Origin of the sequence: Janthinobacterium sp. SUN176 (assembly GCF_030587335.1) — a bacterium.
In the GTDB taxonomy this organism is placed as follows: Bacteria; Pseudomonadota; Gammaproteobacteria; order Burkholderiales; family Burkholderiaceae_D; genus Janthinobacterium; species Janthinobacterium kumbetense.
Genome location: NZ_JAPWIA010000001.1, coordinates 701,048 through 724,108, shown reverse-complemented (window position 1 = coordinate 724,108; position 23,061 = coordinate 701,048). Strand labels below are relative to the sequence as shown.

Below are 23,061 nucleotides of genomic sequence, written 5' to 3'. Positions count from 1 at the left end.
CGACAAGGCGGGAAACCCCTGCGCAAGTCAATTTTCGAGGCAAATTTCATGCACTGTTTCATGCACTGCAGCATTTCGCTGTGCGAACGAATGTTTCACAAAACGGTTGACATGCCAGATTCGGCTAGGCAAACTGATTTCCAGGGAGCCTGAAAATGAATGCAAATATGACAAATATTCAGACCGCAGCAGATCCGGAACTCATCGTCTTCAGCGATGACGAGGAAGGCAAGGACCGCCAGTTCGTCAACGCGCTGGCGCGCGGGCTGGAAGTGCTGCGCTGCTTCCGTCCCGGCGAAGTGTTCCTGTCGAATGCGGACATGGCCAAGCGCACGGGCATCCCGAAACCGACGATTTCACGCCTCACCTATACCCTCACCAAACTGGGCTACCTGAATTACTCGGACAGCCTGGGCAAGTACCAGCTGGGCGCCGGCGTGCTGGCCCTCGGTTACCGCATGCTGTCGAACCTGGACGTGCGCAAGATGGCGCGCCCGCTGATGGAAGAACTGGCCGAACATGCGCAAGCGTCCGTCTCGCTGGGCACGCGCGACCGCCTCAGCATGGTGTACGTGGAAACGTGCCGCAGCAGCGCCAACGTCACCCTGCGCCTCGACGTCGGTTCGCGCATCCCCCTGATGACGACCGCCATGGGCAAGGCCCTGCTATGCATCCTGCCGCAGGCCGAACGCGACTACCTGATGGATCACGCCAGGGTGCACGAGACGGAACGCTGGCCGCGCATCAAGGCCGGCATCGAACAAGGCTTCAAGGATTACCAGGACCGGGGCTTTTGCATCTCGGCCGGCGAATGGCAGAACGACGTGCATGCCGTGGGCGTGCCCATGCTGGGTGCCGACGGCGAACAGGTGATGGCCTTCAATTGCGGCGGCCCCGCCTTTTTGCTGTCGCGCGAAAAACTCGAGTCCGACCTGGGACCGCGCCTGGTCGCCCTGGTCAAGACAGTGGAAAAAAACCTGGGCCGCGGTTAGACTGCGCGCCCCCTCTCAACATCGCCTCCGAGGACCCTGATGATACGCGACGAAGAAACCCTGAACATCCTGCTCGACAGCATCGCCCGTTTCGTGCGCGAAGTGCTGGTGCCGAACGAGGCGCTGGTAGCTGAAACGGACACCATCCCGCCCGCCATCGTGGCGCAGATGCGCGAACTGGGCCTGTTCGGCCTGTCCATTCCGGAAGCCTACGGCGGCCTGGAATTGAGCATGGAAGAGGAAGTGCGGGTCGCGTTTGAAATTGCCCGCACCTCGCCCGCCTTCCGCTCGCTGATCGGCACGAACAACGGCATCGGCTCGCAAGGCATCGTTATCGACGGCACGGAAGCACAGAAACAATACTATCTGCCCAAGCTGGCGGCCGGCGAGATCATCGGCTCGTTCGCGCTGACGGAAGCGGGATCGGGGTCGGATGCCGCATCCCTGCGCACGACGGCCGTGCGCGATGGCGACTTTTATATCCTCAACGGCAGCAAGCGCTATATCACCAACGCGCCCGAAGCGAGCATTTTTACCGTCATGGCCCGCACCGACCCCGTCAAGCGGGGCGCATCGGCCATTTCCGCCTTCATCGTGGAAAAGGACACGCCCGGCCTCTCGCTGGGAAAAATCGATAAAAAGATGGGTCAGCAAGGCGCGCATACCTGCGACGTGATCTTCGAGAACTGCCGCGTCCCGGCGGCAAACCTCATCGGCGGCAAGGAAGGCGTGGGTTTCAAGACGGCCATGAAGGTGCTCGACAAGGGCCGGCTGCACATCGCCGCCGTCTGCGTGGGCGCGGCCGAACGCATGCTGGCCGACGCCCTGGCGTATGCGATGGAACGCCAGCAGTTCGGACAGCCCATCGCCGAATTCCAGCTGATCCAGGCCATGCTGGCCGATAGCAAGGCGGAAATCTACGCGGCGCGCAGCATGGTGCTCGACGCGGCGCGCCGGCGCGACAACAAGGAAGACATTTCGACGGAAGCGTCGTGCTGCAAGCTGTTCGCCTCCGAAATGTGCGGCCGCGTGGCCGACCGCTCCGTGCAGATCCACGGCGGCGCCGGCTATATCAGCGAATACGCGGCCGAACGCTTCTACCGCGACGTGCGCCTGTTCCGCATCTATGAAGGCACGACGCAGATCCAGCAGATCGTCATCGCCCGCAACATGATCAAGGCAGCGCAAAAGTGAAGGAGGCCGCCATGGACATTCCCACCCTGCTGGCCGGCTTGCCGGCGCGCCTGTCGGCCATCCCGGCCCACTGGGCGGCGCGCGCGCCGGACGCGCCCGCGCTGCATGAAGCTGGCCGCAGCTGGACCTATGCGCAGCTGCAGCACAGTGTGGAAAGCGCCGCGCAGCTGCTGCGCCAGCTGGACGTGCGCGCCGGCGACCGCCTGATGGTGGTGGGCGAGAACAGCGCGCTGCAGGTGGCGCTGATCTTCGCTTGCGCCAGCATCGACGCGTGGATCGTCAACGTCAACGCGCGGCTGTCGGCGCGCGAAATCGATACCATCGCCACGCACAGTTCCGCGCGGCGCGTGCTGTTCCTGGCCGGCGCCTCGCCGGAAGCTGCCGCGCATGCTGCACGTCTGGGCGCGGCCAGCGCCACGGTCGACGGCATGGGCGAGCTGCTGGTCGGCGACTTGAACGAGGCAACTATCGTCGAAGACACGGTCCCCGGCAACGAACAGGTGGCCGCGCTGATCTACACGACGGGCACGACGGGGCAGTCGAAAGGCGTGATGCTCACGCACCGCAACCTGCTCTTCATCGCCGCCGTGTCCAGCACATTGCGGGGATTGAGCAGCACCGACCGCGCCTACGGCGTGCTGCCGATTTCGCACGTATATGGCCTGGCCTCGGTGGCCCTCGGCACCCTGTATGCGGGCGCCGCCCTGTACCTGGTGCCGCGCTTTTCCGTCGATGGCCTGCTCTCGGCCCTGAAGGACGACGGCTTGACCATCGTGCAGGGCGTGCCCGCCATGTACGCGAAACTGTTGCAAACCCTGGGCGGCGCCGATACCCCGCTGCCGACGAAGCTGCGCTTCGCGTATGCAGGCGGCTCGCCGCTGGCGCCGTCGCTCAAGCACGAGGTGGAAAAGCTGCTGGGTACCGCGCTGCACAATGGCTACGGCATGACGGAAAGCGCGCCCACCATCAGCCAGACGCGCCTGGAAACGCCGCGCCGCGACGATTCCGTCGGCACGCCGATTCCCGGCGTGGAAGTGCGCGTAGTGAGCGTCGACGGCCTTGACGTGGCGCCGGGTGAGCCGGGCGAACTGTGGATACGCGGGCCGAACATCATGGCCGGCTATTACCGCGAACCGGCCATGACGGCGGCCACCATGCGCGATGGCGGCTGGCTCAATACGGGCGACATGGCGCGCCAGGATCCCGACGGCGCCCTCTTCATCGTGGGCCGCACCAAGGAGCTGATCATCCGTTCCGGCTTCAATGTGTATCCGCTGGAAGTGGAAACGGCCCTGAACGCCCACCCGTCCGTGGTGCAGTCGGCCGTGGTGGGCCGCACCGTGGCCGATGGCAACGAGGACGTCATCGCCTACGTGGAGCTGGACCCGCGCCAGCCCGCCAGCGTGGCACAATTGCAGGCCTGGCTGGCGCAGACCCTGTCGCCGTACAAATGCCCGTCCGCCATCATCGTCATGGACGCGCTGCCGGCCGCCGCCACGGGCAAGATTTTAAAGGGGCAGCTGCGGCAAATGGCGCAGAATGCACGATAAGTTGACCATGTAATACCAGAACCGACAATAAAACCAAGCCACATCACCGGAGGAGACACGATGAAACGCACCTACACACGCATCGCCATGGCAGCACTGGTTGCCAGCGCCTGGATGACGCAGGCCAGCGCCGACGAATTCCTGGTCGGCGCGGAAATCCCGCTGACGGGCAACCTGGCGCGTGTCGGCGCCGGCATGCAGGAAGGCATCATGGTCGCGGCCGAAGTCTTCAACAAGACCAACGGCAAGCACACCATCAAGATCATCACCGTCGACGACGAATCGGCGCCCGCCAAGGCCATCGCCGCCGTGGAAAAGCTGGCCAGCCAGGGCGTGGTGGCCATCACGGGCGGCTATGGCTCGAACAATATCTCGCCCGCCTCGGACACGGCGAACAAACTGGGCCTCGTCTACATCACCTCGGGCGGCGTGGACGACAGCCTGGTGTCCAGCGGGCGCAAGAATTTTTTCCGCATCAATAACACGGCCGGCTACGAAAAAGCCATGCTGGGACTGCTTGCCGACGTGGGCGCCAAGTCCGTCTCCATCGTGTATTCGACCAAGGATGCCACCACGGGCCTGGCGAAGGACGTGGAAAAAGCCCTGGCAGCCAAGGGCGTGAAAGTGACGACGCACTCGTTCGACCCGGCGATTACGGACTTCAAGCCCATCATCAACAAGATCAAGCTGCAGGACAAATCGGAAGTGGTGGCCATGGTCGGCTATGAAAACGACTATGTGGGCATCATCCGCGCCGCCCGCGTCCTGAAGCCGAAGATCAAGGCCATGGTGGGCGTGTGGTCGCTGGCCACGCCAAAAATGGCGGCCGACTTCCCCGACCTGATGCCGAACGTCTTCGGCACAGCCCTGCTGCCCTTCCCTACCGAATTCAAGACGGCCGACGGCAAGGCGTTCAGCGACGCCTACAAGCAGCTGTACAAGAAGGAACCGGACTACCTGGGCCAGTTCGGCTATGTGCAGTCGATGCTGCTGTTCGAAGCGATCGCGCGCGCGGCCGACAAGGGCACCATCAAGAAAGGCGGCGTGGCCGAGGAAATGCGCAAGACGGACCGCGAAACCCTGATCGGCCGGGTGCAGTTCGCCGCCAACGGCGACAACCAGAACTTCGTGCACCGCATGGCGCAGCACCAGGACAAGAAAGTGGTGATCGTCTGGCCGAAGGAACACGCGACGGGCAAGCTGGCCTATCCAGCCCTGCCCTGGTAGGCAGCCTCCCGCTGCGCACGCGCGCGTCCGCCCGGGCGCGCACCGATGAACGGCAGCCCAGGCGCATCTTCGCGATGCCCTTGGGCTGCCTGACGGGATGACGACATGACAGAATTAATCTTGCAAGCCCTGTATTCGGGCTTGCTGCAGGGCGGCTCCTACGCCCTGATCGCACTAGGACTGGCGCTGGTCTTCGGCACCATGAAAGTGATCAACCTGGCGCACGGCGAACTGGTGCTGCTGGCCGCCTACATCGCCTACAGCGTCGAATCGGGCCTGGGCCTCGGTCCCATGTTCGCCATTCCCATCGCGCTGGTGATCGTCAGCCTGACGTCCGTGGGCGTCTACCTGATCGTCAGCCGCATCAAGAAAGACCGCGAAATCAATTCGCTGATCCTCACCTACGGCATCGGCGTCATCCTCACCAATTTCATCCTGCTCGTGTGGAAGGCCGACATCCGCTCGACGTCGTCGAGCTGGCTGCAGGAAGGGTTTGAAATCGGCCCGTTTTTCAGCATGCGCAGCGAAGTGATTTTCTTTGGCGTCAGCCTGGTGCTGATGGCGGCGCTGTGGCGCTGGCTGTCCACCAGCTGGTATGGCCGCGCCGTGCGCGCCGTCTCCAGCAACCGCGACGCGGCCAAGCTGATGGGCATCGACCCGGGCCGCACGGAACTGGTGTCCTTCCTGGTCGCCGGCATCCTGGCCGCCTTCGCGGGCGTCGCCCTGTTCAGCTATGGCGTGATCCAGCCGGCCTACGGCGGCGCGCTGACGGTGAAAGCCTTCATCATCACGGTATTGGCCGGCATCGGCTCCATCCCCGGCGTGCTGCTCGCCGCCGTGCTGCTGGGCGTGGCCGAAGCGCTGACCGTCACCCTGGCCAGCTCCGCGCTGCAGGAATTGTCCGGCATGGTGCTGTTCCTGCTGGTGCTGTTCATCATGCCGAACGGCTTGTTCGGCGCACAACGGAGGCGCGGATGAAGCGCTCGACACTGATATCCATGACGGGCCTGCTGCTGGCCGCCTATGTCGCCGTGCCGCTGGCCCTGGGCGCCAACCAGTATGTGATGAGCATGGTGGTGGCGGCCCTGATCATCGGCGGCGTAGCCATGTCCTGGGCCCTGCTGGGCAACCTGGGCGGCATGGTCAGCTTCGGCCACGCAGCCTTCTTCGGCGTAGGCGCGTATGTCTCCGCGCTGGCCACCGTAAAACTGGGCCTGCCCGTGTTTGCCGCCATGCTGCTCGGTGGCGCGGGCGCGGCCGTCGCCGCCGTCATCATGCTGCCCGTGCTGCGCCTGCGCGGGCCGTATTTTGCGCTGGCCATCCTCGCCTACGCCCACATCTTCCGCATCCTGGCCACGGAATGGAGTTCCGTGACGGGCGGCGCCGGCGGCATCAACAATATCCCGGCCTTGCCTACCGTCTTCGGCTTCGACCTGGCCAGCAAGACAGGCGCCTACCTGGTGGTACTGACCCTGGTGGTGGCGTGCGCGTTTGCCTACAGCCGCATCCGCGCCAGCCACTACGGCATCGCCCTGCGCGCCATGCACGACAGCGAAGACGCCACGCGCGTCGTCGGCGTCAACAGCACCCTGCTGAAAGGCGCCATGCTGCTCGTATCGGCCTTCATGGCGGGCCTGTTCGGCGCCTTCAACGCCCACTACATCAATTTCCTGGAACCGGATTACGCCTTCAACAGCCTGTGGGTGACCTTGCCCATCGTGGCGGCCATCTTCGGCGGCTACCGCACGATACTCGGCCCCGTGCTGGGCGCCGTGGTGGTCTACCTGGTCGACCAGCTGATTTTCAAATCGCTGATCCCCACGGGCCACCAGCTGGTGCTGGGCATGCTGCTGGTGGCGATGATCGTCTTCAGTCCGAACGGCTTGCTGCCGCTGCTGCGCAAACTCGTCAATGCGAAGGAAAAAGCACATGCTTGAACTCGATAATGTGTCCGTGCGCTTCGGCGGCCTGACGGCCGTCGATTCCGTCACCCTGAAGGTGGGCAGCCACGACGTGATCGGCCTGGTGGGCGCGAACGGCGCCGGCAAGACCACCCTGTTCAACGCCATTTCCGGCCTGGTGCGCCCCACCAGCGGCGGCATCAGCTTCGAGGGGCGCGACATCATGGCCACGCCCATGTACCAGCGCGCGCGCCTGGGGCTGGGCCGCACCTTCCAGATTCCGCAGCCCATGCATGAATTGACGGTGCGCGAAAACCTCGTCGTGGCGCAGCGCTTCGGCACCGGCAAAGTGGACATGCGCAAGATCGATGAAATCCTCGACTTCACGAGCCTCGCGGACAAGGCGCAGCGCGACGCGGCCAGCGAACTGGCGCTGACGGAATTGAAGGCGCTGGAAGTGGCCAAGGCGCTGGCGACGAACCCGAAACTGCTGCTGCTCGACGAAGTGCTGGCGGGACTGGAAACGAATGGCAAGCGCCGTTTCATGGGCATGCTGAAGGATTTGCATGCCGCCTTTGGCGTGGGCATCGTCATGATCGAGCACGATATCGAAACCATCAGCAATCTGTGCCAGCGCGTGGCCGTGCTCAATTTCGGCCAGCTGATCGCCGACGGCACGCCCGATGCGGTCTTCCGCGACCCGGCTGTCATCGAAAGCTATACGGGAGCCGCGCATGCTTAACATAGAGAATCTGCGCGCCGGCTATGGCGCCATCAATGTGCTGTGGGATGTGTCGCTGTCCATCCAGAAGGGCAAGCTGACCACCATCATCGGCCCGAACGGGGCCGGCAAGACCACCCTGCTGCGCGCCATCATGGGCTTGCTGCCCGTGGGCGCGGGCAGCATCGCGCTCGATGGCACGCCCATCAACGGCACGCCGACGTGGAAGATGAGCGACGCGAGGGTCACGATGATACCCGAGGGGCGCATGACGTTCCGCGACATGAGCGTGGAAGAAAACCTGATCATGGGCGCCTTTCCGAAGGAGCACCGCAGCCACATGCCTGCGCGCCTGGCGGAAGCCTACGCCATGTTCCCGCGCCTGCACGAGCGCCGCAGGCAGCTGGCAGGGTCCCTGTCCGGCGGCGAGGCGCAGATGCTGGCGATGGCACGGGGCCTGATGTCGGACCCGTCGCTGCTGATCATCGACGAGCCGTCGCTGGGACTGGCCCCGCTGGTGGTCAACGAACTGTTCGAGATCCTGGCGCGCCTGAACGATGGCAAGCGCACCATCATTTTAGTGGAGCAGAACACGGCGCGCGCCGTGGGCGTGGCCGACCACGTCTACCTGATGCAAAGCGGCAAGGTGGCGCTGTCGCAGGCGGCCTCAGAGGTCGACCTCGAGCACCTGCATGCGCTCTACTTTGCGCGCTAGTCGCCGGAAAACACCAGCCCCGGCATCTTCGCCACGCAGTCGAGGTTCAGGGGCGCGCGCGGGTCGCGCAGGAAGGCCAGCGTCAGCTGTCCGCCACAGCGGTTGAACATGGCGCCATGCGCCTGGCCCGGTATCTGCACGAAGCGCGCGTTGGGCATGCTGCGCAGCAGGCGCCGGCCCCAGGCTGGCGGCGTCACGGGATCGAATTCGCCGGCCAGGATCAGTACCGGCACGTCGCTTTTCACGGCATCGTTTGCCTGCGCCGCAGCCGCTGCAACGCGCCAGGCGCCGCACATCCCGGGCGTCGCCGTGCGGTTATCCACGCCGCCCAGCCCCAGGGCCGGCGCCACTTGCGCAGCCATGCGGTCGGGCTGCTCGAACGGCATCTCCTCGCCGCACCAGATCGACAGGCGCAGTCCCCAGTTGAAACTGGAAGGCTTGCTGCGCAGCAATGGCAGCAAGCCTTGCGGGCGTCCCTGCCCCGCTTCGCTGATCAGGCGAGGCAAGGCGGGGATCAGCGCGGGCTGCTGCAAGCCCTCGGCCAGGGCATTGACGATATCGCGCCGGCGCAGCACGCGCCCGGGCGCCGCGATGCCGTCGCGGTCCGCGCGCGCAAGCAGCGCGTCCAAGCGTCCGCGCAGGTCCGGATAGCGCACGTCGCACGCAGGTTCCGTCGCGCAGCCGTCGAGGACCAGGTCGATGGCGCGCCGCAGCGGCGCGGCGGCCATTTCGTCATAGTTGATGTCAACCGGCAGCACGGAATCGAGCACCACGCTGCGGACGCCCTCGGGATGCCGCGCCAGCACCGTCTGCGCCAGGCGGGTGCCGTAGGAGTAGCCGATCAGGTTCCACTGCGCGATGCCGAGCAGGCGGCGCAGATCGTCGAGGTCGTCCGCCGATTCCGCCGACGTGTAGCCGTCCAGATCGATGCCGGACGCCACCAGCCCGGCGCGGCAGCGCGCAACGGCCTCGGTCTGCACGGCCGGCGAGGCGTCAGCCGCCCGCAGCACGTTCAGCTCAGGACAGGCGAGCGAAGGCTGCGCATGCTTGTTGCCGCGTCCTTCCAGCAATATCTGGTCGCGTTCCAGCAGGAAGGGATTGCCTTTGCCGCTGCTGCGCCCGTCGATGCTGCTCAAGCCCGGCCCGCCCGGGAGATACACGACGGGATCGGCGGCGGGCGTGGCCGCGCCGCTACGGAAAATCATGACCGGCAAGGCGATGGCGCGGCTGTCGGCCTTGCCCCGATGCTCGGGGACGGTCAGCACGCCGCACTCTATCTTTTCGCCGGGCAGCACCGGCACCGCACAGGCGGACGCTGCGAAGGCCGGTTTGACGGGCAGTGTGTCCGGCGCGGCGGCGCAGGGCTGCGCCGCTGTTACCAAACACGCGGCGGCAAGCATGGAAAGGCGAAATGGAAGCAAGGAACCTCCTCGGCAGCATGGGCATACGACAGGATGGAGTGGTACATTGGCCACTCATTTAGTTGCCAGATTACCACGCAATCGCGGCCCTGACCGCAAGAATCTGCTACCGGGCCGGGGTGCAGTTCGACCGGCCTGCGGCCGTCACTCGTCGTCCTCGTCGTCGTCGTCGTCGTCGTCGTCGGCCAGCTTGTCAAACACCTGCAGCTCGGCCTTGCTCAGCCCGGTCATCACGAAGGGATCATCGGCAGGAAAGCGGCCAGTATCGACCAGCATGCGCAGCTTGCTCAAGCGATCGCCCAGCGCCAGCGCTTGCGCCTGCGGATCGGCGTGGTCATCGGTGCCGGCCTGCCCGATCGCGCGGGTCACGGACTCGGGAAACTCCCATAATTCGGCGATCCGTACCGACAAGATGCGCGCTTGCGCAAACACCTGGGCAATGAAGGCGTCCGATTGCGGGAAGGCATCGGGCGCGTGCATCTGGTCGATCAGGCGGAACGCCACCACCAGGCCCACATTGGCCATCAGCCCCGCCAGATAGGCGTCGAAGGCGTTGGCCTGCATTGCGGGCGCGACCAGGTTGGCCGCCAGCGCACATTTCTCGGACTGGCGCCAGATCAGCGGCGCCGTGCGTATGGTCAACCCGCCACTCTGCATGCTGACGATGGGGCGGAAGGCGACGCGGGCGAGCAGCATGCGCATGCCGTTTTGCCCGAGCAGCATGATGGCGCCTTCCATATTGTTGATCGACGGGCTGGCGTTGTAGCGCGAATGGTAGCGGGGCCGGTTCGCTTCGCGGTAGACCTCGGCGACCAGCGGCACGTCCTGGGCCAGCTGGCGCGACAGCTCGGCCGCGCTCATGTTTTCATTTTGCAAGGTACGCATCAACTGCGGAATGATGGCGGGAATGCGCGGCACCAGCGCGGCGCCAGCGATCGGTTCACTGGCCAGGCGCGTCAATTCGTCCAGAATCTGCTGTTCAGCCTGCGCTGTCGCCTGCGCCGAACCCGCGGCCGCCAGCCAGCGGTAGTAGATGGCATCGATTTCGGTGATGGTGGCTGGCTGCCGTGTCATCTCGGGCGCCGCCGCTGCCGTGACTGGCGCAAGCTTGCTTTTTTCGCCGCCGTTCAGTAATTTTCCTATCCAACCCATTTTGCTTTTCCAGCCCTATATGCATCACTATCGCGACATCCGCTGCGCGATTTTACTTGATGACAGCCGTGCCGGTGCGGCGGGCGTGGCCGCCTTGGTCCACCTGCCGCAAAGTGCTACAGTGGCGCTCTCGCAGTTTCCCCTCTTTGCAAGGTAAATCATGAGCAATATGCTGGCCCGCTACGTCACCACCCAGGCGTACAACAACGCCTGGAGCAACCACCGCCTGCTGAAAGCCTGCGGCGAGCTAAATCTGGCCGAATTCCAGGCGACGCGCGTCAGTTTTTTCCCCACCATCCAGTTCACCCTGAACCACATCCTCACATGCGACTGGTTTTATCTCGACGCGCTGGAGCGCGAGCTGCGCGGCGAGGCGCCGCATGCCGACTGCTATGCCTTCTTTGAACAGGACGAGCCATTTACCGACTGCGCCACGCTGCAGGCGGCTCAGCATGCGTCTGACGCGCGCCTGATCGCCCACTGCCGCAGTCTGTGCGACGCCGACCTGGCGCGGCCCGTGACGATCCTGCGCGACACGCCGCAAGTCGACACGCGCCAGCGCATGCTGGCCCACCTGTTCCAGCACCAGATCCACCACCGGGGGCAAGTGCACGCCATGCTGGCCGGCACGCGCATCGCGCCGCCCCAGCTCGACGAATTCTATTGCGCCGGCGAAGCGGGAGAGCGGGCGCAGGACTTCCTGGAACTGGGCTGGACGGAAGACGACGTGTGGGGGCCACGCTGAATGCAAACATGAGAAAACTTCTTAGATGCAATTGAAATAAGAGAAATCGCAGCTAACGATAGTGCTAGAGCAGCAAGTTGTTGATCGGAATACCGACTACAAGTATTGAACAATGCTCTACGTATGCAATCCTCGATACCATTGTCGCGGGAAACTTCACTGTTGAGTTGCAGCGAAATATGACCTACTTTAGCGCGGATACCAGCCACGAATCGTCAGTTGTCTTCGAATAGTCCGCCATACGCAGCATCTCCATTACAGCAAAATGGCTCATGCACAGATTGAAGTGAAATCTTTGAATTGGCATACTCGTCCATCGGAAAGAAAGCGCCCCCAGGCTCACAATATATCGCGAAATCGCCGTGTTTCATACCGCAGTTTTCACAGTGGTTCATCCAATATGAGCTGTTGGTAGTTTTGCTGAAGTCCACGTAATAGTGACGTGTTATCAGTTTAAGACGAGCGATAACGGTAGGTGGAAGATCAGTAACGTAAAGAGCCATCGCCGAACTATCGTGCTCATACCATTCATCGACACCGTCCTCGTCCTGTTCTACCGTCTGATGCCCTGGTGGCAAAACAAATCCATATACTCGCGTCAACTCGTCGCACTTCCAGCAAACTGTCTCTGTTTGAGCGATACCATAACGCTGTGATCGAATATTAACGTCCGGTACCGTCGGCAGCCAACGACCAAAAGCACTGGAGTCCACACCGTCAGGCACAAACCAAACCTTCAGGGTAGCATCCCATCGAGCTCCAAGTTGCTTGGCTTCGTCTTTCTCAGAAAACGGTACGTTGAGATTAATACGTGCCATACGGTTCCTCCTCACCTTTTATTAGTCGTCAATAATAAAATTGATTGGCGTCACCACAACACTGACTTTGCACAACCGAATATCCTTGAATTATATAACGAGCCAGTGCCAGGTAAATTCCGCTTCCGAACAATTCTTGCTTTTTAAATGCATCAATTAACCGCGACAATATTCTCGACCTCAAAAAACCAATGGATAAGAAACTCGGATTCCGGAGGCTGCTTATCGCAGATGCAAAATCTTCTTATTTTTAAAATTCATCATCCCAAACAATAATTTTTCAAATGCAAATTAGCTGTAGTTTGATGACCAAACCAAGTCTAACTTTTCTAATGAGGAAATGTATTTGAGGACGAAGTATGCTTTTGTTTGACGAATGTAGAAGCTTCATCTGATGGTTTACTAGCGGCCGGAATTATTCCCCGGCGTGGCAGCACACGCACAGCTTGTTACCATCGAGGTCGCGGAAGTAGGCGCCATAGTAATGGGCGTGGTAATGGGGCCGCAGGCCGGGCGGCCCTTCGCACACGGCGCCCAGCGCCAGCGCGGCCCGGTGGCAGCGGTCCACCTGCGCGCGGCTGGCCGCCAGCAAGGCCGTCATCTGGCCATTGCCGGGAGCCGCCGGCAAGCCGTCGTGCGGCGCCGTCAGCACGAACAAGGGCCGCGGCGCATCCTGCGCCATCCAGCCCGCCCAGGGCTTGTCCCGGTCATGGAATTTTTCGATCAAGCCCAGCTCTCCCAGCAGGGCAGTGTAGAACGCGTAAGCGCGGGAAAAGTCGTTGGTGCCGAGACAGATATGGGACAGCATGCTGCTCCTTCATGAATTCATGCATGTGCGGCGAGATGCGCGAGCTGATTATAATGGCGCATCGCATTCCCACACGATCCCATGCCAGACCTCGACCTCCTTCAGTTGTTCGCCCCCTCCAGCGCCGACCTTTCCGCCTTGCTGGCCTTCGAACTGGAAAACCGCGCGTACTTTGAAAGCTGGGTCACGGCGCGCGCGCCATCCTATTACCACCAGGAAGCCATCGCCGCCGCCATCGAGCAGGCGCAGCGCGAACGCCAGCAGGATCTCGCCTACCAGTATCTGGCCAAGCTGGACGGGCAAATCATCGGCCGGGTCAACTTGACGGCCGTCACGCGCCCCTATTTCAACAAGGCGACGCTCGGCTACCGCATCGGCGAACGGTTCGGCGGACGCGGCTACGCCACGCGCGTGGTGGCCCTGCTGCTGGAAGAGGCTTTCGGCACGCTGGACCTGTGGCGCGTGGAAGCGACGGCGCGGCCGCAAAACCTGGGCTCGGTCGCCGTCATGCAGCGCAACGGCTTTCACCAGTATGGCCGTTCGGAAAAAGCCATGCGCTTCCAGGATGCCTGGTCGGACTTGCTGTACTTTGAACGGCGCAAGGAACACGCGGGCGCCTGAAAAACCGAGCAACTGCTCTCTAAAACAGGCGGCCCTTACCTGATGTTGTAAAATAGGCAAATGTGGCGCGACGTCGGCCATGTCGCTTGCCAGCCTTTCGCACACGCGGATGCACTCACACTCAGGGAACAACATGCGCAATACAGACAAGAAAGCCTACCTCGTCGGCGGCGGCATCGGCTCGCTGGCCGCGGCCGCCTTCATGATACGCGACGGCGGCATGCAAGGCAGCAACATCACCATTTTCGAAGCGTCGCCCGTGACCGGGGGCAGCCTCGACGGCGGCGGCAATGCCGAAGATGGCTATACCCTGCGCGGCGGGCGCATGCTGACCACCGACAATTACGAGTGCACCTGGGACTTGTTCAAGAGCATCCCCTCGCTCGAGCATGCGGGCCAGAGCGTCTACGACGAAACCGTCGCCTTCAACGAACTGCACCTTCCCCACTCGCGCGCGCGGCTGGTCGACCGCAACCGTTTCAAGGTCGACGTCAGCAGCATGGGCTTTTCCATGCAGGACAGGCTGGAACTGCTGAAGCTGGCGGAAGCGGACGAAGACACGCTGGGCAGCAGCGCCATCACGGACTGGCTCTCGCCCGCATTCTTCGACACCCGATTCTGGTATATGTGGGCCACCACGTTCGCCTTCCAGCCCTGGCACAGCGCCGTCGAGTTCAAGCGCTACCTGCACCGCTTCATGCTCGAGTTTTCGCGCATCGAAACCCTGGCAGGCGTCAAGCGCACCGTCTACAACCAGTACGATTCGCTGGTGCGCCCGCTGGTCGCCTGGCTGCAGGCGCAAGGCGTGAACCTCATCATGGATTGCACGGTGACCGATATCGAGGTGCAAGAATCCGATGGCCGCCTGAGCGCCACCGCCATTGCCTGCCAGCGCCGCGGCCTGGCCGACGTGGTCCCCGTCGCCGCGGGCGACCTGGTGTTTTTCCAGAATGCCTCGATGACGGATGCATCCAGCTATGGCAGCATGCACCGCGCGCCCGCCAGGCGCACGAAGCACGACAGCCATGGCTGGCGCCTGTGGGAAAAGCTGGCCGAGGGCCGGCCGGAACTGGGACGCCCCGCCGCCTTCAACGGCAGCATCCCCGAATCGTACTGGGCCTCGTACACGGTCACCTTGAAGGACAGCGCCTTCTTTGACCGGATGGAGCAATTCACGGGCAACAGCGCGGGCACGGGCGGCCTCGTCACCTTCAAGGACAGCAACTGGCTCATGTCCATCGTGCTGGCGCACCAGCCCCATTTCGCCGGCCAGCCTGCGGGCGTGCAAGTATTCTGGGGCTACGCGCTGCACCCTGACCGCATCGGCAACTTCGTCGCCAAGCCCATGTCCGACTGCAGCGGAGAGGACATCCTGCGCGAGCTGTGCGGCCACCTGAACTTCGACCTCGAGCTCATGGCCACGGCGAACTGCATTCCCTGCCGCATGCCCTACATCACCAGCATGTTCATGCCCCGCGCAAAGAGCGACCGTCCCCTGCCCGTGCCGGCCAGCTCCGTCAACCTGGCCTTCGTCAGCCAGTTCGTGGAAATCGCCGACGATGTCGTCTTCACCGTGGAATACTCGGTGCGCGCAGCGCAGACGGCCGTCTACCAGTTGCTGGGCGTGCAGCGCGCAGTGCCGGCCATCCACGCGCACGACAAGTCGCTGAAGGTCAAGCTGGACGCCGTCATCAAGGCGTTCAAATAGGCGAATTTTGCGGGCTCAAGGCCGTTTTCAGGCTATCGGCCGCGACTTTGTGGCAGCGCAAGGCACCGTGATAATGGACTGATAACGTCAAGGTTCGGGAATCTTATCTATCTTGCAAAGTCCAACATGAAAGTGCGGCTACGCCTGTTCGAACATGTGCTGCTGGTGCTGGCATTGGCCGTCGCCATCTTTGCCGCCGCCATCGTGCTGGCACGCATGACGCAGTGGGCGGAAGCGCAGGAATTGCCCGTCTACCTCGTACAGGGCATGCATCTGGTGGGCAAGGTGCTGTTTTTCCTGGATGGCTGCATCGTCATTGCCGTCAGCAGCATTCTGGCCGCCCGGCTGTTCCGCCTGCTCACCAAGGAGGATTTATGAACGACCTTCACTACCTGTTCACGCTCCGGCATCCGCGCCGCTTCTGGTGCAGCGCCATCGTCATCGCCGTGGCCTCGGCCATCCTGCTGGGCCCATGGCTCGACAGTATTCCCTGGCTGGTGGCGATCCCCTTCGTGGCTGGCGGCTTGCTGGTAGCGCTCGGCGAGCTGTGGGACGAGATGCACGGCAAGCGCCGGCGCAACGGCGACGACGACGCGCATGCGCCGTGCCGGCATCCCTGAAACCGGCGTAGTGATGCGTGCACACAACAATGGTCACGCCATCGGCCGCGCCTGCGTTGATTTAAGACTGGCTTCAGCCTCGCCGTGCATCGTGATATGGCGCCAGCAGCAATGGCGCTTCCCTTCACCCTCACGGGCACTGCCCAGCGAAAGAGCCGACATGAGCACATGGATGCGCGCCAACAAAGGTTTTTTGATGTTCCTTCTGCTGTTCGGCGTGTTCCGCACGGCCGTGGCGGACTGGAATCCCATCCCGTCGGCGTCGATGCGCCCCAACCTGCTCGAAGGCGACGTGGTCTTCGTCAACCGCCTCGCCTTCAACCTGAAAGTGCCGCTCACCGATATCGTGCTGCAGCGCCTGGGCGAACCGCAGCGGGGCGACATCGTCACCTTTTCCTCGCCGAAAGACGGCACGCGCCTGATCAAGCGCATCATCGCCCTGCCTGGCGACACGGTGGAAATGCGCAATGAGCAGCTGGTCATCAATGGCCAGCCCGCCCAGTACACGGCGCTCGACACGGCCCCTGAAACCATCGCCCACGTGGGCCAGCTGACGGCGCAGCGCATCCGCGAACGCAACCAGACCGAACAGCACCTCATCCAGGTCTTGCCGCAAATGGCCGGCGCGGCGCGCAGCTTTGGCCCCGTGACGGTGCCAACCGACCATTTCCTCATGCTGGGCGATAACCGCGACAACAGCGCCGACTCGCGCTACTTCGGCTTCGTGCCGCGCGCGTTGCTGATCGGCAAGGCCGAGCGCATCCTCGTGTCGGCCAATATCCAGGAGCATTGGCAGCCGCGGCTGCAGCGCTTCGGCATGAAGCTGGAATAAACCTCCCTCCTGCAACGGCGCCATGCTTTTCGGTTAGCATGGCACATCATGCAAAATTTTCCCTCAGCCAGCCTGCGGTCCGCCAGCGACGATCTTGCCCTCGATCAGCTGGCACAGTTCCTGCGGCGCCATCCCGACGTGCTGCTGCTGACGGGCGCCGGCATCAGCACGGCGTCCGGCATACCCGATTACCGCGACACGCAAGGCGTGCGGCGTGGCAATGCGCCCGTGCAAGGCCCCGATTTTCGCCGCCAGGAAGCCGTGCGTCGCCGCTACTGGGCGCGCAGCATGGTGGGTTGGCCGACCCTGGCGCGCGCTACGCCGAATCCCGGCCACCTGGCCATCGCGCAACTGGCCCGGCGCGGGAGAATAGGCGGCCTGGTCACGCAAAACGTGGATGGACTGCATCAGCAAGCGGGCAGTACCGCCGTCACGGAGTTGCACGGCAGCATACATGGCGTGGTCTGTCTCGATTGCCGGGCTCGCCACACGCGCCGCCTGATCCAGGATCAGCTCGAACACGACAATCCGCAGTTGCTGGGCGCCACGGCCACGCCGGCGCCTGACGGCGACGCCTTGCTGGAGCCGTCGCAGCTGGCCACCTTCCACCTGCCCGTCTGTCCCCGCTGCGGCGGCACCCTGCAGCCGGACGTGGTGTTTTTCGGCGATGGCGTACCCGCCGCCTGTGCGGCCGAAGCCGAGCGCAAAATGATGGAAGCTGGCGCCCTGCTGGTGGTGGGCTCGTCCGTCATGGTGTATTCCAGCTTTCGCCTGTGCCGCATGGCAGCCGAAACGGGCAAGCCCGTGGCCGCCATCAACCTGGGCAAGACGCGCGCCGACCATTTGCTGGCCTTCAAGACGGAAGCGCCGGCGCAAGATACCCTGCCGCTCATCGCGGCCATGCTGGATTGATGCGGTCCCTGCCGCCGCCACGGGAATCGGCACGCATGCTGGCCGGTGCCGGCATCGCCGTGCTGCTGCATGTGCTGCTATGGCAAGTACTGCGTTCAAACAAGCTGCCGGTCCCCCCTTTGCTGCCGCAGCGCAGCATGCAAATGCTGTTTTTGGCCCCCGTAGCGCGGCCCGCGCGCCCCCTGCCGCCAGCCGTCTCAAAAAGCCAGGCGCGACCCCGGCATGCCGTGGCCATCACGCCAGCGCCAGCAGCAATGCCCGCGCCCGCTGCCGACGCCGCAGCATTGCCGCCGCCCGCTGCGCTCGACCTTGACGCCTTGAAACGCCTGGCCAAGGAAGCGGCGCGCCAGGAGGGGCCATCCCTCGCCGGGCCAGCATTGACAACCAGCAACAAGACGGCGCAAGCCATCGCCAGCGCCGCGCGGCCCAAGTGCGACAACGATTACAAGCCACGGCTGGGCAATGTGGAATTCGCCGGCCTGGCCAAGCTGCCCTTCCTGCTGAAAGGCGCGACGGGCGACAGCGGCTGCAAGTGGTGACGCGCCGCCGGCGCCCGCCCATGACAGCGCTCCCCCACTCTGGCTATACTGTGAGATTAACGAGGAGAATTCATGCTGGAACTGTTGAGTGAACACGCCTGTTTTGGCGGGGTACAACGCTTTTATCGCCACGACGCGCAAGCCATCGGCTTGCCCATGCGTTTCTCGGCCTTCATTCCCGATACGGCGCCAGGCAGCGTGGCCACCACCAAACGCCCCGCCCTGTTTTACCTGGCTGGTCTGACTTGCACGGAAGAAACGTTCATGATCAAGGGCGGCGCGCAGCGCGTGGCCGCGGAAGAAGGCTTGATCCTGATCGCCCCCGACACCAGCCCCCGCGGCGCGAACGTCGCGGGCGAGAGCGACTCCTGGGATTTCGGCGTGGGTGCCGGCTTTTACGTGGACGCCACCGAGGCGCCGTGGAGCAGCCACTACCGCATGTACAGCTACATCCTGGAATTGCGCGCCCTGCTGGAGCAGGAACTGGCCATCGACGCGCAGCGCACGGGTATTTTCGGCCACTCGATGGGCGGCCACGGCGCACTGGTGCTGGCCTTGCGCAACCCGGACCTGTTCCGCTCCGTTTCCGCCTTCGCCCCCATCGCCGCACCGAGCCAATGTCCGTGGGGCAAGAAAGCGTTTTCGGGCTACCTGGGCAGCGACGAGGCCAGCTGGCAGCAATACGACGCCAGCGCGCTGATGCACGGCCTGCAGGGCCAGCCGCCACTGTTTCCCGAAGGCATCTTGATCGACCAGGGCCTGGCCGACAAGTTCCTGCCCGAGCAACTGTGCCCCGAGGTGTTCGAAGCGGCGTGTCGCGACGCCGGGCAGCCCCTGCAGCTGCGCCGCCATGCCGGCTACGACCACGGCTATTACTTCATCGCCAGCTTCATGGAAGAGCACGTGCGCTTCCATGCGAAGAACTTGCGCGCCGCCTGAGCCGCTGCGCTACTGCGCCGTGCTGGTATGCCCGTTGAAATGGCGCGTGTACCAGTCCGTCGCCAGCAAGGCCGCCTGGTGGCGCGTGTCGGGGCCGCCAGGGGCGGCGATCTGTTCCAATTGTTTGTCGCAGCGCAAGGTGGCAAACGCCATGCGGTTCAGGCCAGCCACATCGGGATCGCGCCCGCCCACGATCAGCAGGGACGGCACGCGCACGTTTTCCAGCGCCGCCTTGCCGGCCATTTCCACCTGGCCATCGCACACGGCCAGCGCGGCGATTTCCGCGCTGCGCCAGGCCGCCAGCTGCATCACGACGGCCGCGCTGGTGCCATAGCCATACAGGCCGCAGGGCAAGCGCCGCGTGGACGGGTCGAGCTGCAGCCAGCCCAGGGCTTTTTCCAGCTGGCGCGCCAGCAGCACGATATCGCTGCGCACGAAATACGCGTGGCCATTGCTGCCGCCGCCAGGCTCGACGCCGCCCTGGTCGAAGCGCAGCGTGGCGATGCCCGCCCGCAAAAAATCCTGGGAAGTGGCGTGGCTGGAAGCGCCCAGGTAGTCGCTGTCGGCGCCTGCGCCGTGGGCAAACAGGACGATGCCCACCGGCCGTTCGGGCATTTCAAGCACGCCATCCATTTGAAGTTCATCGGCCGTAATGCTGACAAATTGTTCTTGCATGGTTGCCTCCGCAATCGAGCTGGGATCAAGCTAAAGCTGAAGTCAAGCTGTACGCTGATTTTACGCTGATCTTGCCGGGCCGGGGACAGCCTGCGTGCCCCGGGCGGCTAACTTCAGTGTAGCAGCCCGCGGCCATTCCTGCGCAGCCGTTCGCGCATCGTCACCGGCAAGGCAGGACTATACGGCGCCGTGCCGGTCCAGCCCCTTCAGCACGGCTTCCGGGCGGATCGGCAAATGCCGCACGCGCGACGCCACGGCGGCGAAGATGGCGTTGCCGATGGCCGGCGCCACGGCCGTCGTGGGCGGTTCGCCCATGCCCGTCGCCGTATGCGTGCTGGCAACGAATTCGATGTCGAGCTCGGGCACGTCGGCCATGCGCAGGGGCGTGTAGGTATTCAGGTTGGTATCCTTCACTTCGCCGTTCAGGAAAGCCGTGCCCTCATGCAAGGCCATGCTCACGCCCCACAGGGCGCCCCCTTCCGCCTGCGCCAGCGCGCCATCGGGGTCGACGATGCTGCCCGCATCGATCACCATGAACAATTTTTCGACTTTCACCATGCAAGTGCTGCGGTCCACCTTGACCCGGGCGACGCAAGCCGTCCAGGTGGGCATGTCGCGTTCCTGGCCGAACGTGGCGGCGATGCCCAGGCCCGTGTCGGGCGGCATGGCCTTGCCCCAGCCAGCCTTGTCCGCCACGCGCTGCAGCACGTGGGCCAGGCGCGCGGCGCCGCCGACGGCGTTCGGCGCGCTGCCCCCATTGCGGCCCGACGCCTGCAGCAAGGACAGGCGGAATGCCAGCGGATCGACCTTGGCCGCCTGCGCCGCCTCGTCCATGAAACTTTCCACAGCCCAATTCGTCCAGCCGGGACCCACGGAGCGCAGCCAGCCGGGGCGGAAACTGCTGTTGGCCAGGTCGTTCGACACGGCCCGCACGCGCTGCGCACCCACCGAATACCAGTGGTCGGCGCCGGCGATGGCGAACGGGTCATACGGATGGCCCTGCTTATCCTTGGCCAGGAAGGCGGGGATCATGGCTTGCGTGGGCCAGCCGGCGCTGGCCTCGTGCACCATCGCCGACACCTTGCCCGCGTCGTCGAACGCCATGCGCACATGCTGCACGGACGGCGAACGGGGCGAATCGAAACGGGCATCGTCGGCCCGCGTGCAGATCATCTTGACGGGGCGCCCCACGGCTTGCGCCGCCAGGGCGGCCGGCACGCAATAGTCGCCATTCAGGCGCCGCCCGAAACCGCCGCCCAGCAGATAGGTGTGCAGCATGACCTTGCTCTCCGGCACCTTCAGCGCTTGCGCCAGCACGGGCAGGATCAACGATTGCCACTGGTTGCCTGCATGAATGTGCCAGACGCCGTCGATTTCCTGCGCCAGGGCATTCACGGGTTCCAGCTGGAAATGCAGCACGGTGCTGGTCGTGTAGTGGCGCTCCAGTTGCAGGCTGGCATCCTTGAACGCTTGCTCCACGCCATCATCATCGACCACGCGCGCGCCCAGGCTGGCATCGGCCAGCTGCTTGGTGGCGTAGTTGAGGATATCCTGCTCCGCCACGTGGGCCGCCGCGCCGGCCCGCCATTTCACTTGCACCAGGTCGGCCGCGCGCACGGCGGCCGCATACGTTTCGGCCACCACCATGACCCAGCCGGGCACCGTGCCGCTGGGATCTTGCAAGGCGAACGAACGCAGGTAGCCCTTGACCTTTTTCGCGGCCGCATCATCGATGGACACCACTTTCGCGCCGTAGCGCGTGGGCGGAATCTTCGGGCGCGCATACAGCATGCCCTCGACGTGCGCATCGATGCCGTACACGGCCGCGCCATTGAGTTTCGCGGGAATGTCCAGCGCCTGCACGTGCTGGCCGATCAGGCTGCGCTGCTGCGGCGTTTTCAGCACGATGGCTTTCAATTGCTCCGGCGTGTACTGGCGCGCCAGTTTACCACGGCGCACGATGTCGCCATAGCTGATCGACCGTCCCCGGCCGTGCACGACGCCCAGCCTGGCGTGGCAGGCGGACACGGGCACGCGCAGCAGGCGCGCGCCCTCCTCGACCAGCGCCAGGCGCCCGGCCGCGCCGGCACGGCTGAGCGGGTCGAAATTCTGCCAGACGGACCAGCTACCGCCCGTCACCATCAAACCCCATTTCGGGTCCGTATCCACATAATGCAGGCGTACCTTGCTCCAGTCCGCTTCCAGTTCCTCGGCGACGATGCGCGCCAGGGCCGTACCGATATGCTGGCCCATTTCCGCCTTGGCGATATTGACGGTGATCATGCCATCGCGGCCGATCTGGAACCAGATGCTGGGGTCGAACACGGGCGCGGCCGGCTTGGCGGGCGGCACGCGTGCCACCTTGCTGTCGGCCAGGGAACTGTCGGCGCGCAGGAAGGCCAAAGTAAACCCCGTGCCGGCGGCGGCGATCAGGAAACCGCGCCGGCCCAGCGAGCTGGGACGGGCGGCAGAATTTTCTTTCGGCAACTTAAACACCGGGCGCCTCCTGCATGCCGGCCGCCAGCTTGATGGCCTTGCGGATGCGCACGTATGCCATGCAGCGGCACAGGTTGCCGCTCATGACGGCATCGATATTCGCATCCGTCGGCTGCGGATAATCTTTCAACAAGGTGGCCGCCTGCATGATCTGGCCCGACTGGCAATAGCCGCACTGGGGCGCCTGCGTGGCCAGCCACGCCCGCTGCAAAGGATGCGTGCCATCGGGCGAGAGGCCTTCGATGGTGGTGATGGCGCAGCCGGCCACGGCGGCAATCGGCGTAATGCACGAACGCATGGCGCGGCCATCCACGTGCACGGTGCAGGCGCCGCACATGCCGATGCCGCAGCCAAACTTCGTGCCCTTCAAGTTGACTTCATCGCGCAACACCCACAGCAGGGGCGTCTCGGCGTCGGTCTCGGTGCCGAAGGGCTGGCCATTCACGGTAATGTTATACATAAGAAACTTTCAAGA

25 protein-coding genes are annotated in these 23,061 nt (G+C 64.0%); 18 read left to right on the top strand and 7 right to left on the bottom strand.

Annotated features, from left to right (window positions below):
• The first annotated feature begins 167 nt into the window (after positions 1–167).
• From O3299_RS03395 to O3299_RS03360, 8 genes are all read left to right on the top strand, one after another.
• Complete coding sequence (locus O3299_RS03395) at positions 168–992, top strand: IclR family transcriptional regulator (RefSeq protein WP_099664531.1); 825 nt, start codon at positions 168–170, stop codon at positions 990–992.
• Between the two features lie 39 nt (positions 993–1,031).
• Positions 1,032–2,186, top strand: coding sequence for an acyl-CoA dehydrogenase family protein (locus O3299_RS03390; RefSeq protein WP_289911591.1), 1,155 nt, complete (start codon positions 1,032–1,034; stop codon positions 2,184–2,186).
• A gap of 11 nt (positions 2,187–2,197) precedes the next feature.
• Positions 2,198–3,736 (top strand): class I adenylate-forming enzyme family protein, encoded by a 1,539-nt coding sequence (locus O3299_RS03385; protein WP_305053225.1) that lies wholly within the window; start codon positions 2,198–2,200, stop codon positions 3,734–3,736.
• Between the two features lie 60 nt (positions 3,737–3,796).
• Positions 3,797–4,963, top strand: coding sequence for an ABC transporter substrate-binding protein (locus tag O3299_RS03380; RefSeq protein WP_305053226.1), 1,167 nt, complete (start codon positions 3,797–3,799; stop codon positions 4,961–4,963).
• Positions 4,964–5,068: 105 nt separating this feature from the next.
• Positions 5,069–5,941 carry a branched-chain amino acid ABC transporter permease gene (locus O3299_RS03375; RefSeq protein WP_035817692.1) on the top strand — a complete coding sequence of 291 codons (873 nt, stop codon included), beginning with the start codon at positions 5,069–5,071 and terminating at the stop codon, positions 5,939–5,941.
• Entirely contained in the window at positions 5,938–6,900 is a 963-nt protein-coding gene (locus tag O3299_RS03370) for a branched-chain amino acid ABC transporter permease (protein ID WP_305053227.1), read from the top strand. Before O3299_RS03375 ends, O3299_RS03370 begins: the two co-directional genes overlap by 4 nt.
• On the top strand, positions 6,893–7,606 hold the full coding sequence (locus O3299_RS03365; RefSeq protein ID WP_289898981.1) for an ABC transporter ATP-binding protein: 714 nt from the start codon (positions 6,893–6,895) through the stop codon (positions 7,604–7,606). The genes O3299_RS03370 and O3299_RS03365 overlap by 8 nt, the downstream gene beginning before the upstream one ends.
• Positions 7,599–8,300, top strand: a complete 702-nt coding sequence (locus O3299_RS03360) for an ABC transporter ATP-binding protein (RefSeq protein WP_289898982.1) — start codon at positions 7,599–7,601, stop codon at positions 8,298–8,300. Before O3299_RS03365 ends, O3299_RS03360 begins: the two co-directional genes overlap by 8 nt.
• Here O3299_RS03360 and O3299_RS03355 read toward each other — a convergent pair.
• Positions 8,297–9,721: an alpha/beta hydrolase gene (locus tag O3299_RS03355; protein WP_305061506.1), complete on the bottom strand. Its 1,425-nt coding sequence runs from the start codon at positions 9,719–9,721 to the stop codon at positions 8,297–8,299. The genes O3299_RS03360 and O3299_RS03355 overlap by 4 nt on opposite strands.
• Before the next feature lie 144 nt (positions 9,722–9,865).
• The gene (locus O3299_RS03350) at positions 9,866–10,795 is read right to left on the bottom strand and encodes an HDOD domain-containing protein (RefSeq protein WP_305053229.1); all 930 of its coding nucleotides are present in this window, start codon (positions 10,793–10,795) and stop codon (positions 9,866–9,868) included.
• Between O3299_RS03350 and O3299_RS03345 the strand changes: the two genes are divergently transcribed.
• Together O3299_RS03345 and O3299_RS03340 are read left to right on the top strand one after the other, a co-directional pair.
• Entirely contained in the window at positions 10,755–11,030 is a 276-nt protein-coding gene (locus tag O3299_RS03345; protein WP_305061505.1) for a hypothetical protein, read from the top strand. The genes O3299_RS03350 and O3299_RS03345 overlap by 41 nt on opposite strands.
• Before the next feature lie 3 nt (positions 11,031–11,033).
• The gene (locus O3299_RS03340; RefSeq protein ID WP_305061504.1) at positions 11,034–11,618 is read left to right on the top strand and encodes a DinB family protein; all 585 of its coding nucleotides are present in this window, start codon (positions 11,034–11,036) and stop codon (positions 11,616–11,618) included.
• Positions 11,619–11,833: 215 nt separating this feature from the next.
• Here O3299_RS03340 and O3299_RS03335 read toward each other — a convergent pair whose 3' ends face one another.
• Both O3299_RS03335 and O3299_RS03330 read right to left on the bottom strand, forming a co-directional pair.
• Complete coding sequence (locus tag O3299_RS03335) at positions 11,834–12,436, bottom strand: DUF5710 domain-containing protein (RefSeq protein WP_305053232.1); 603 nt, start codon at positions 12,434–12,436, stop codon at positions 11,834–11,836.
• 415 nt (positions 12,437–12,851) lie between these two features.
• Positions 12,852–13,244, bottom strand: coding sequence for a VOC family protein (locus O3299_RS03330; RefSeq protein ID WP_305053233.1), 393 nt, complete (start codon positions 13,242–13,244; stop codon positions 12,852–12,854).
• 81 nt (positions 13,245–13,325) lie between these two features.
• Between O3299_RS03330 and O3299_RS03325 the strand changes: the two genes are divergently transcribed.
• The 8 genes from O3299_RS03325 (at position 13,326) to fghA (ending at position 19,415) form a co-directional block, all read left to right on the top strand.
• Positions 13,326–13,865 (top strand): GNAT family N-acetyltransferase, encoded by a 540-nt coding sequence (locus O3299_RS03325; protein ID WP_305053234.1) that lies wholly within the window; start codon positions 13,326–13,328, stop codon positions 13,863–13,865.
• A 79-nt stretch (positions 13,866–13,944) separates the two neighbouring features.
• Positions 13,945–15,573, top strand: a complete 1,629-nt coding sequence (locus O3299_RS03320) for an oleate hydratase (RefSeq protein WP_370385264.1) — start codon at positions 13,945–13,947, stop codon at positions 15,571–15,573.
• Between the two features lie 126 nt (positions 15,574–15,699).
• Positions 15,700–15,951 (top strand): hypothetical protein, encoded by a 252-nt coding sequence (locus O3299_RS03315; RefSeq protein WP_099664541.1) that lies wholly within the window; start codon positions 15,700–15,702, stop codon positions 15,949–15,951.
• Positions 15,948–16,193 (top strand): hypothetical protein, encoded by a 246-nt coding sequence (locus O3299_RS03310; RefSeq protein WP_251351185.1) that lies wholly within the window; start codon positions 15,948–15,950, stop codon positions 16,191–16,193. The genes O3299_RS03315 and O3299_RS03310 overlap by 4 nt, the downstream gene beginning before the upstream one ends.
• A gap of 160 nt (positions 16,194–16,353) precedes the next feature.
• On the top strand, positions 16,354–17,025 hold the full coding sequence (gene lepB, locus O3299_RS03305) for a signal peptidase I (protein ID WP_305061502.1): 672 nt from the start codon (positions 16,354–16,356) through the stop codon (positions 17,023–17,025).
• Positions 17,026–17,073: 48 nt separating this feature from the next.
• Positions 17,074–17,937 (top strand): NAD-dependent protein deacetylase, encoded by an 864-nt coding sequence (locus O3299_RS03300; RefSeq protein ID WP_305061501.1) that lies wholly within the window; start codon positions 17,074–17,076, stop codon positions 17,935–17,937.
• On the top strand, positions 17,937–18,476 hold the full coding sequence (locus O3299_RS03295; RefSeq protein ID WP_305061500.1) for a hypothetical protein: 540 nt from the start codon (positions 17,937–17,939) through the stop codon (positions 18,474–18,476). The genes O3299_RS03300 and O3299_RS03295 overlap by 1 nt, the downstream gene beginning before the upstream one ends.
• A gap of 72 nt (positions 18,477–18,548) precedes the next feature.
• Positions 18,549–19,415 carry an S-formylglutathione hydrolase gene (gene fghA / locus O3299_RS03290; RefSeq protein ID WP_305061499.1) on the top strand — a complete coding sequence of 289 codons (867 nt, stop codon included), beginning with the start codon at positions 18,549–18,551 and terminating at the stop codon, positions 19,413–19,415.
• Positions 19,416–19,424: 9 nt separating this feature from the next.
• Here fghA and O3299_RS03285 read toward each other — a convergent pair whose 3' ends face one another.
• From O3299_RS03285 to O3299_RS03275, 3 genes are all read right to left on the bottom strand, one after another.
• The gene (locus O3299_RS03285) at positions 19,425–20,090 is read right to left on the bottom strand and encodes a dienelactone hydrolase family protein (RefSeq protein WP_077402643.1); all 666 of its coding nucleotides are present in this window, start codon (positions 20,088–20,090) and stop codon (positions 19,425–19,427) included.
• 177 nt (positions 20,091–20,267) lie between these two features.
• Entirely contained in the window at positions 20,268–22,586 is a 2,319-nt protein-coding gene (locus O3299_RS03280; protein WP_305061498.1) for a xanthine dehydrogenase family protein molybdopterin-binding subunit, read from the bottom strand.
• Positions 22,579–23,046 carry a (2Fe-2S)-binding protein gene (locus tag O3299_RS03275; RefSeq protein WP_034782880.1) on the bottom strand — a complete coding sequence of 156 codons (468 nt, stop codon included), beginning with the start codon at positions 23,044–23,046 and terminating at the stop codon, positions 22,579–22,581. The genes O3299_RS03280 and O3299_RS03275 overlap by 8 nt, the downstream gene beginning before the upstream one ends.
• Positions 23,047–23,061: the final 15 nt, after the last annotated feature.

Bases quoted from the DNA above. Each gene is read 5' to 3' on its own strand.
- O3299_RS03320 (WP_370385264.1), top strand. From the start codon at position 13,945: ATGTCGCTTGCCAGCCTTTCGCACACGCGGATGCACTCACACTCAGGG.
- O3299_RS03285 (WP_077402643.1), bottom strand. From the start codon at position 20,090: ATGCAAGAACAATTTGTCAGCATTACGGCCGATGAACTTCAAATGGAT.
- O3299_RS03325 (WP_305053234.1), top strand. From the start codon at position 13,326: ATGCCAGACCTCGACCTCCTTCAGTTGTTCGCCCCCTCCAGCGCCGAC.
- O3299_RS03385 (WP_305053225.1), top strand. From the start codon at position 2,198: ATGGACATTCCCACCCTGCTGGCCGGCTTGCCGGCGCGCCTGTCGGCC.
- O3299_RS03315 (WP_099664541.1), top strand. From the start codon at position 15,700: ATGAAAGTGCGGCTACGCCTGTTCGAACATGTGCTGCTGGTGCTGGCA.
- O3299_RS03370 (WP_305053227.1), top strand. From the start codon at position 5,938: ATGAAGCGCTCGACACTGATATCCATGACGGGCCTGCTGCTGGCCGCC.
- O3299_RS03340 (WP_305061504.1), top strand. From the start codon at position 11,034: ATGAGCAATATGCTGGCCCGCTACGTCACCACCCAGGCGTACAACAAC.
- O3299_RS03330 (WP_305053233.1), bottom strand. From the start codon at position 13,244: ATGCTGTCCCATATCTGTCTCGGCACCAACGACTTTTCCCGCGCTTAC.
- O3299_RS03310 (WP_251351185.1), top strand. From the start codon at position 15,948: ATGAACGACCTTCACTACCTGTTCACGCTCCGGCATCCGCGCCGCTTC.
- O3299_RS03390 (WP_289911591.1), top strand. From the start codon at position 1,032: ATGATACGCGACGAAGAAACCCTGAACATCCTGCTCGACAGCATCGCC.
- O3299_RS03295 (WP_305061500.1), top strand. From the start codon at position 17,937: ATGCGGTCCCTGCCGCCGCCACGGGAATCGGCACGCATGCTGGCCGGT.
- O3299_RS03335 (WP_305053232.1), bottom strand. From the start codon at position 12,436: ATGGCACGTATTAATCTCAACGTACCGTTTTCTGAGAAAGACGAAGCC.
- O3299_RS03380 (WP_305053226.1), top strand. From the start codon at position 3,797: ATGAAACGCACCTACACACGCATCGCCATGGCAGCACTGGTTGCCAGC.
- O3299_RS03345 (WP_305061505.1), top strand. From the start codon at position 10,755: ATGGCATCGATTTCGGTGATGGTGGCTGGCTGCCGTGTCATCTCGGGC.
- O3299_RS03360 (WP_289898982.1), top strand. From the start codon at position 7,599: ATGCTTAACATAGAGAATCTGCGCGCCGGCTATGGCGCCATCAATGTG.
- fghA (WP_305061499.1), top strand. From the start codon at position 18,549: ATGCTGGAACTGTTGAGTGAACACGCCTGTTTTGGCGGGGTACAACGC.
- O3299_RS03275 (WP_034782880.1), bottom strand. From the start codon at position 23,046: ATGTATAACATTACCGTGAATGGCCAGCCCTTCGGCACCGAGACCGAC.
- lepB (WP_305061502.1), top strand. From the start codon at position 16,354: ATGAGCACATGGATGCGCGCCAACAAAGGTTTTTTGATGTTCCTTCTG.
- O3299_RS03350 (WP_305053229.1), bottom strand. From the start codon at position 10,795: ATGACACGGCAGCCAGCCACCATCACCGAAATCGATGCCATCTACTAC.
- O3299_RS03365 (WP_289898981.1), top strand. From the start codon at position 6,893: ATGCTTGAACTCGATAATGTGTCCGTGCGCTTCGGCGGCCTGACGGCC.
- O3299_RS03395 (WP_099664531.1), top strand. From the start codon at position 168: ATGACAAATATTCAGACCGCAGCAGATCCGGAACTCATCGTCTTCAGC.
- O3299_RS03375 (WP_035817692.1), top strand. From the start codon at position 5,069: ATGACAGAATTAATCTTGCAAGCCCTGTATTCGGGCTTGCTGCAGGGC.
- O3299_RS03300 (WP_305061501.1), top strand. From the start codon at position 17,074: ATGCAAAATTTTCCCTCAGCCAGCCTGCGGTCCGCCAGCGACGATCTT.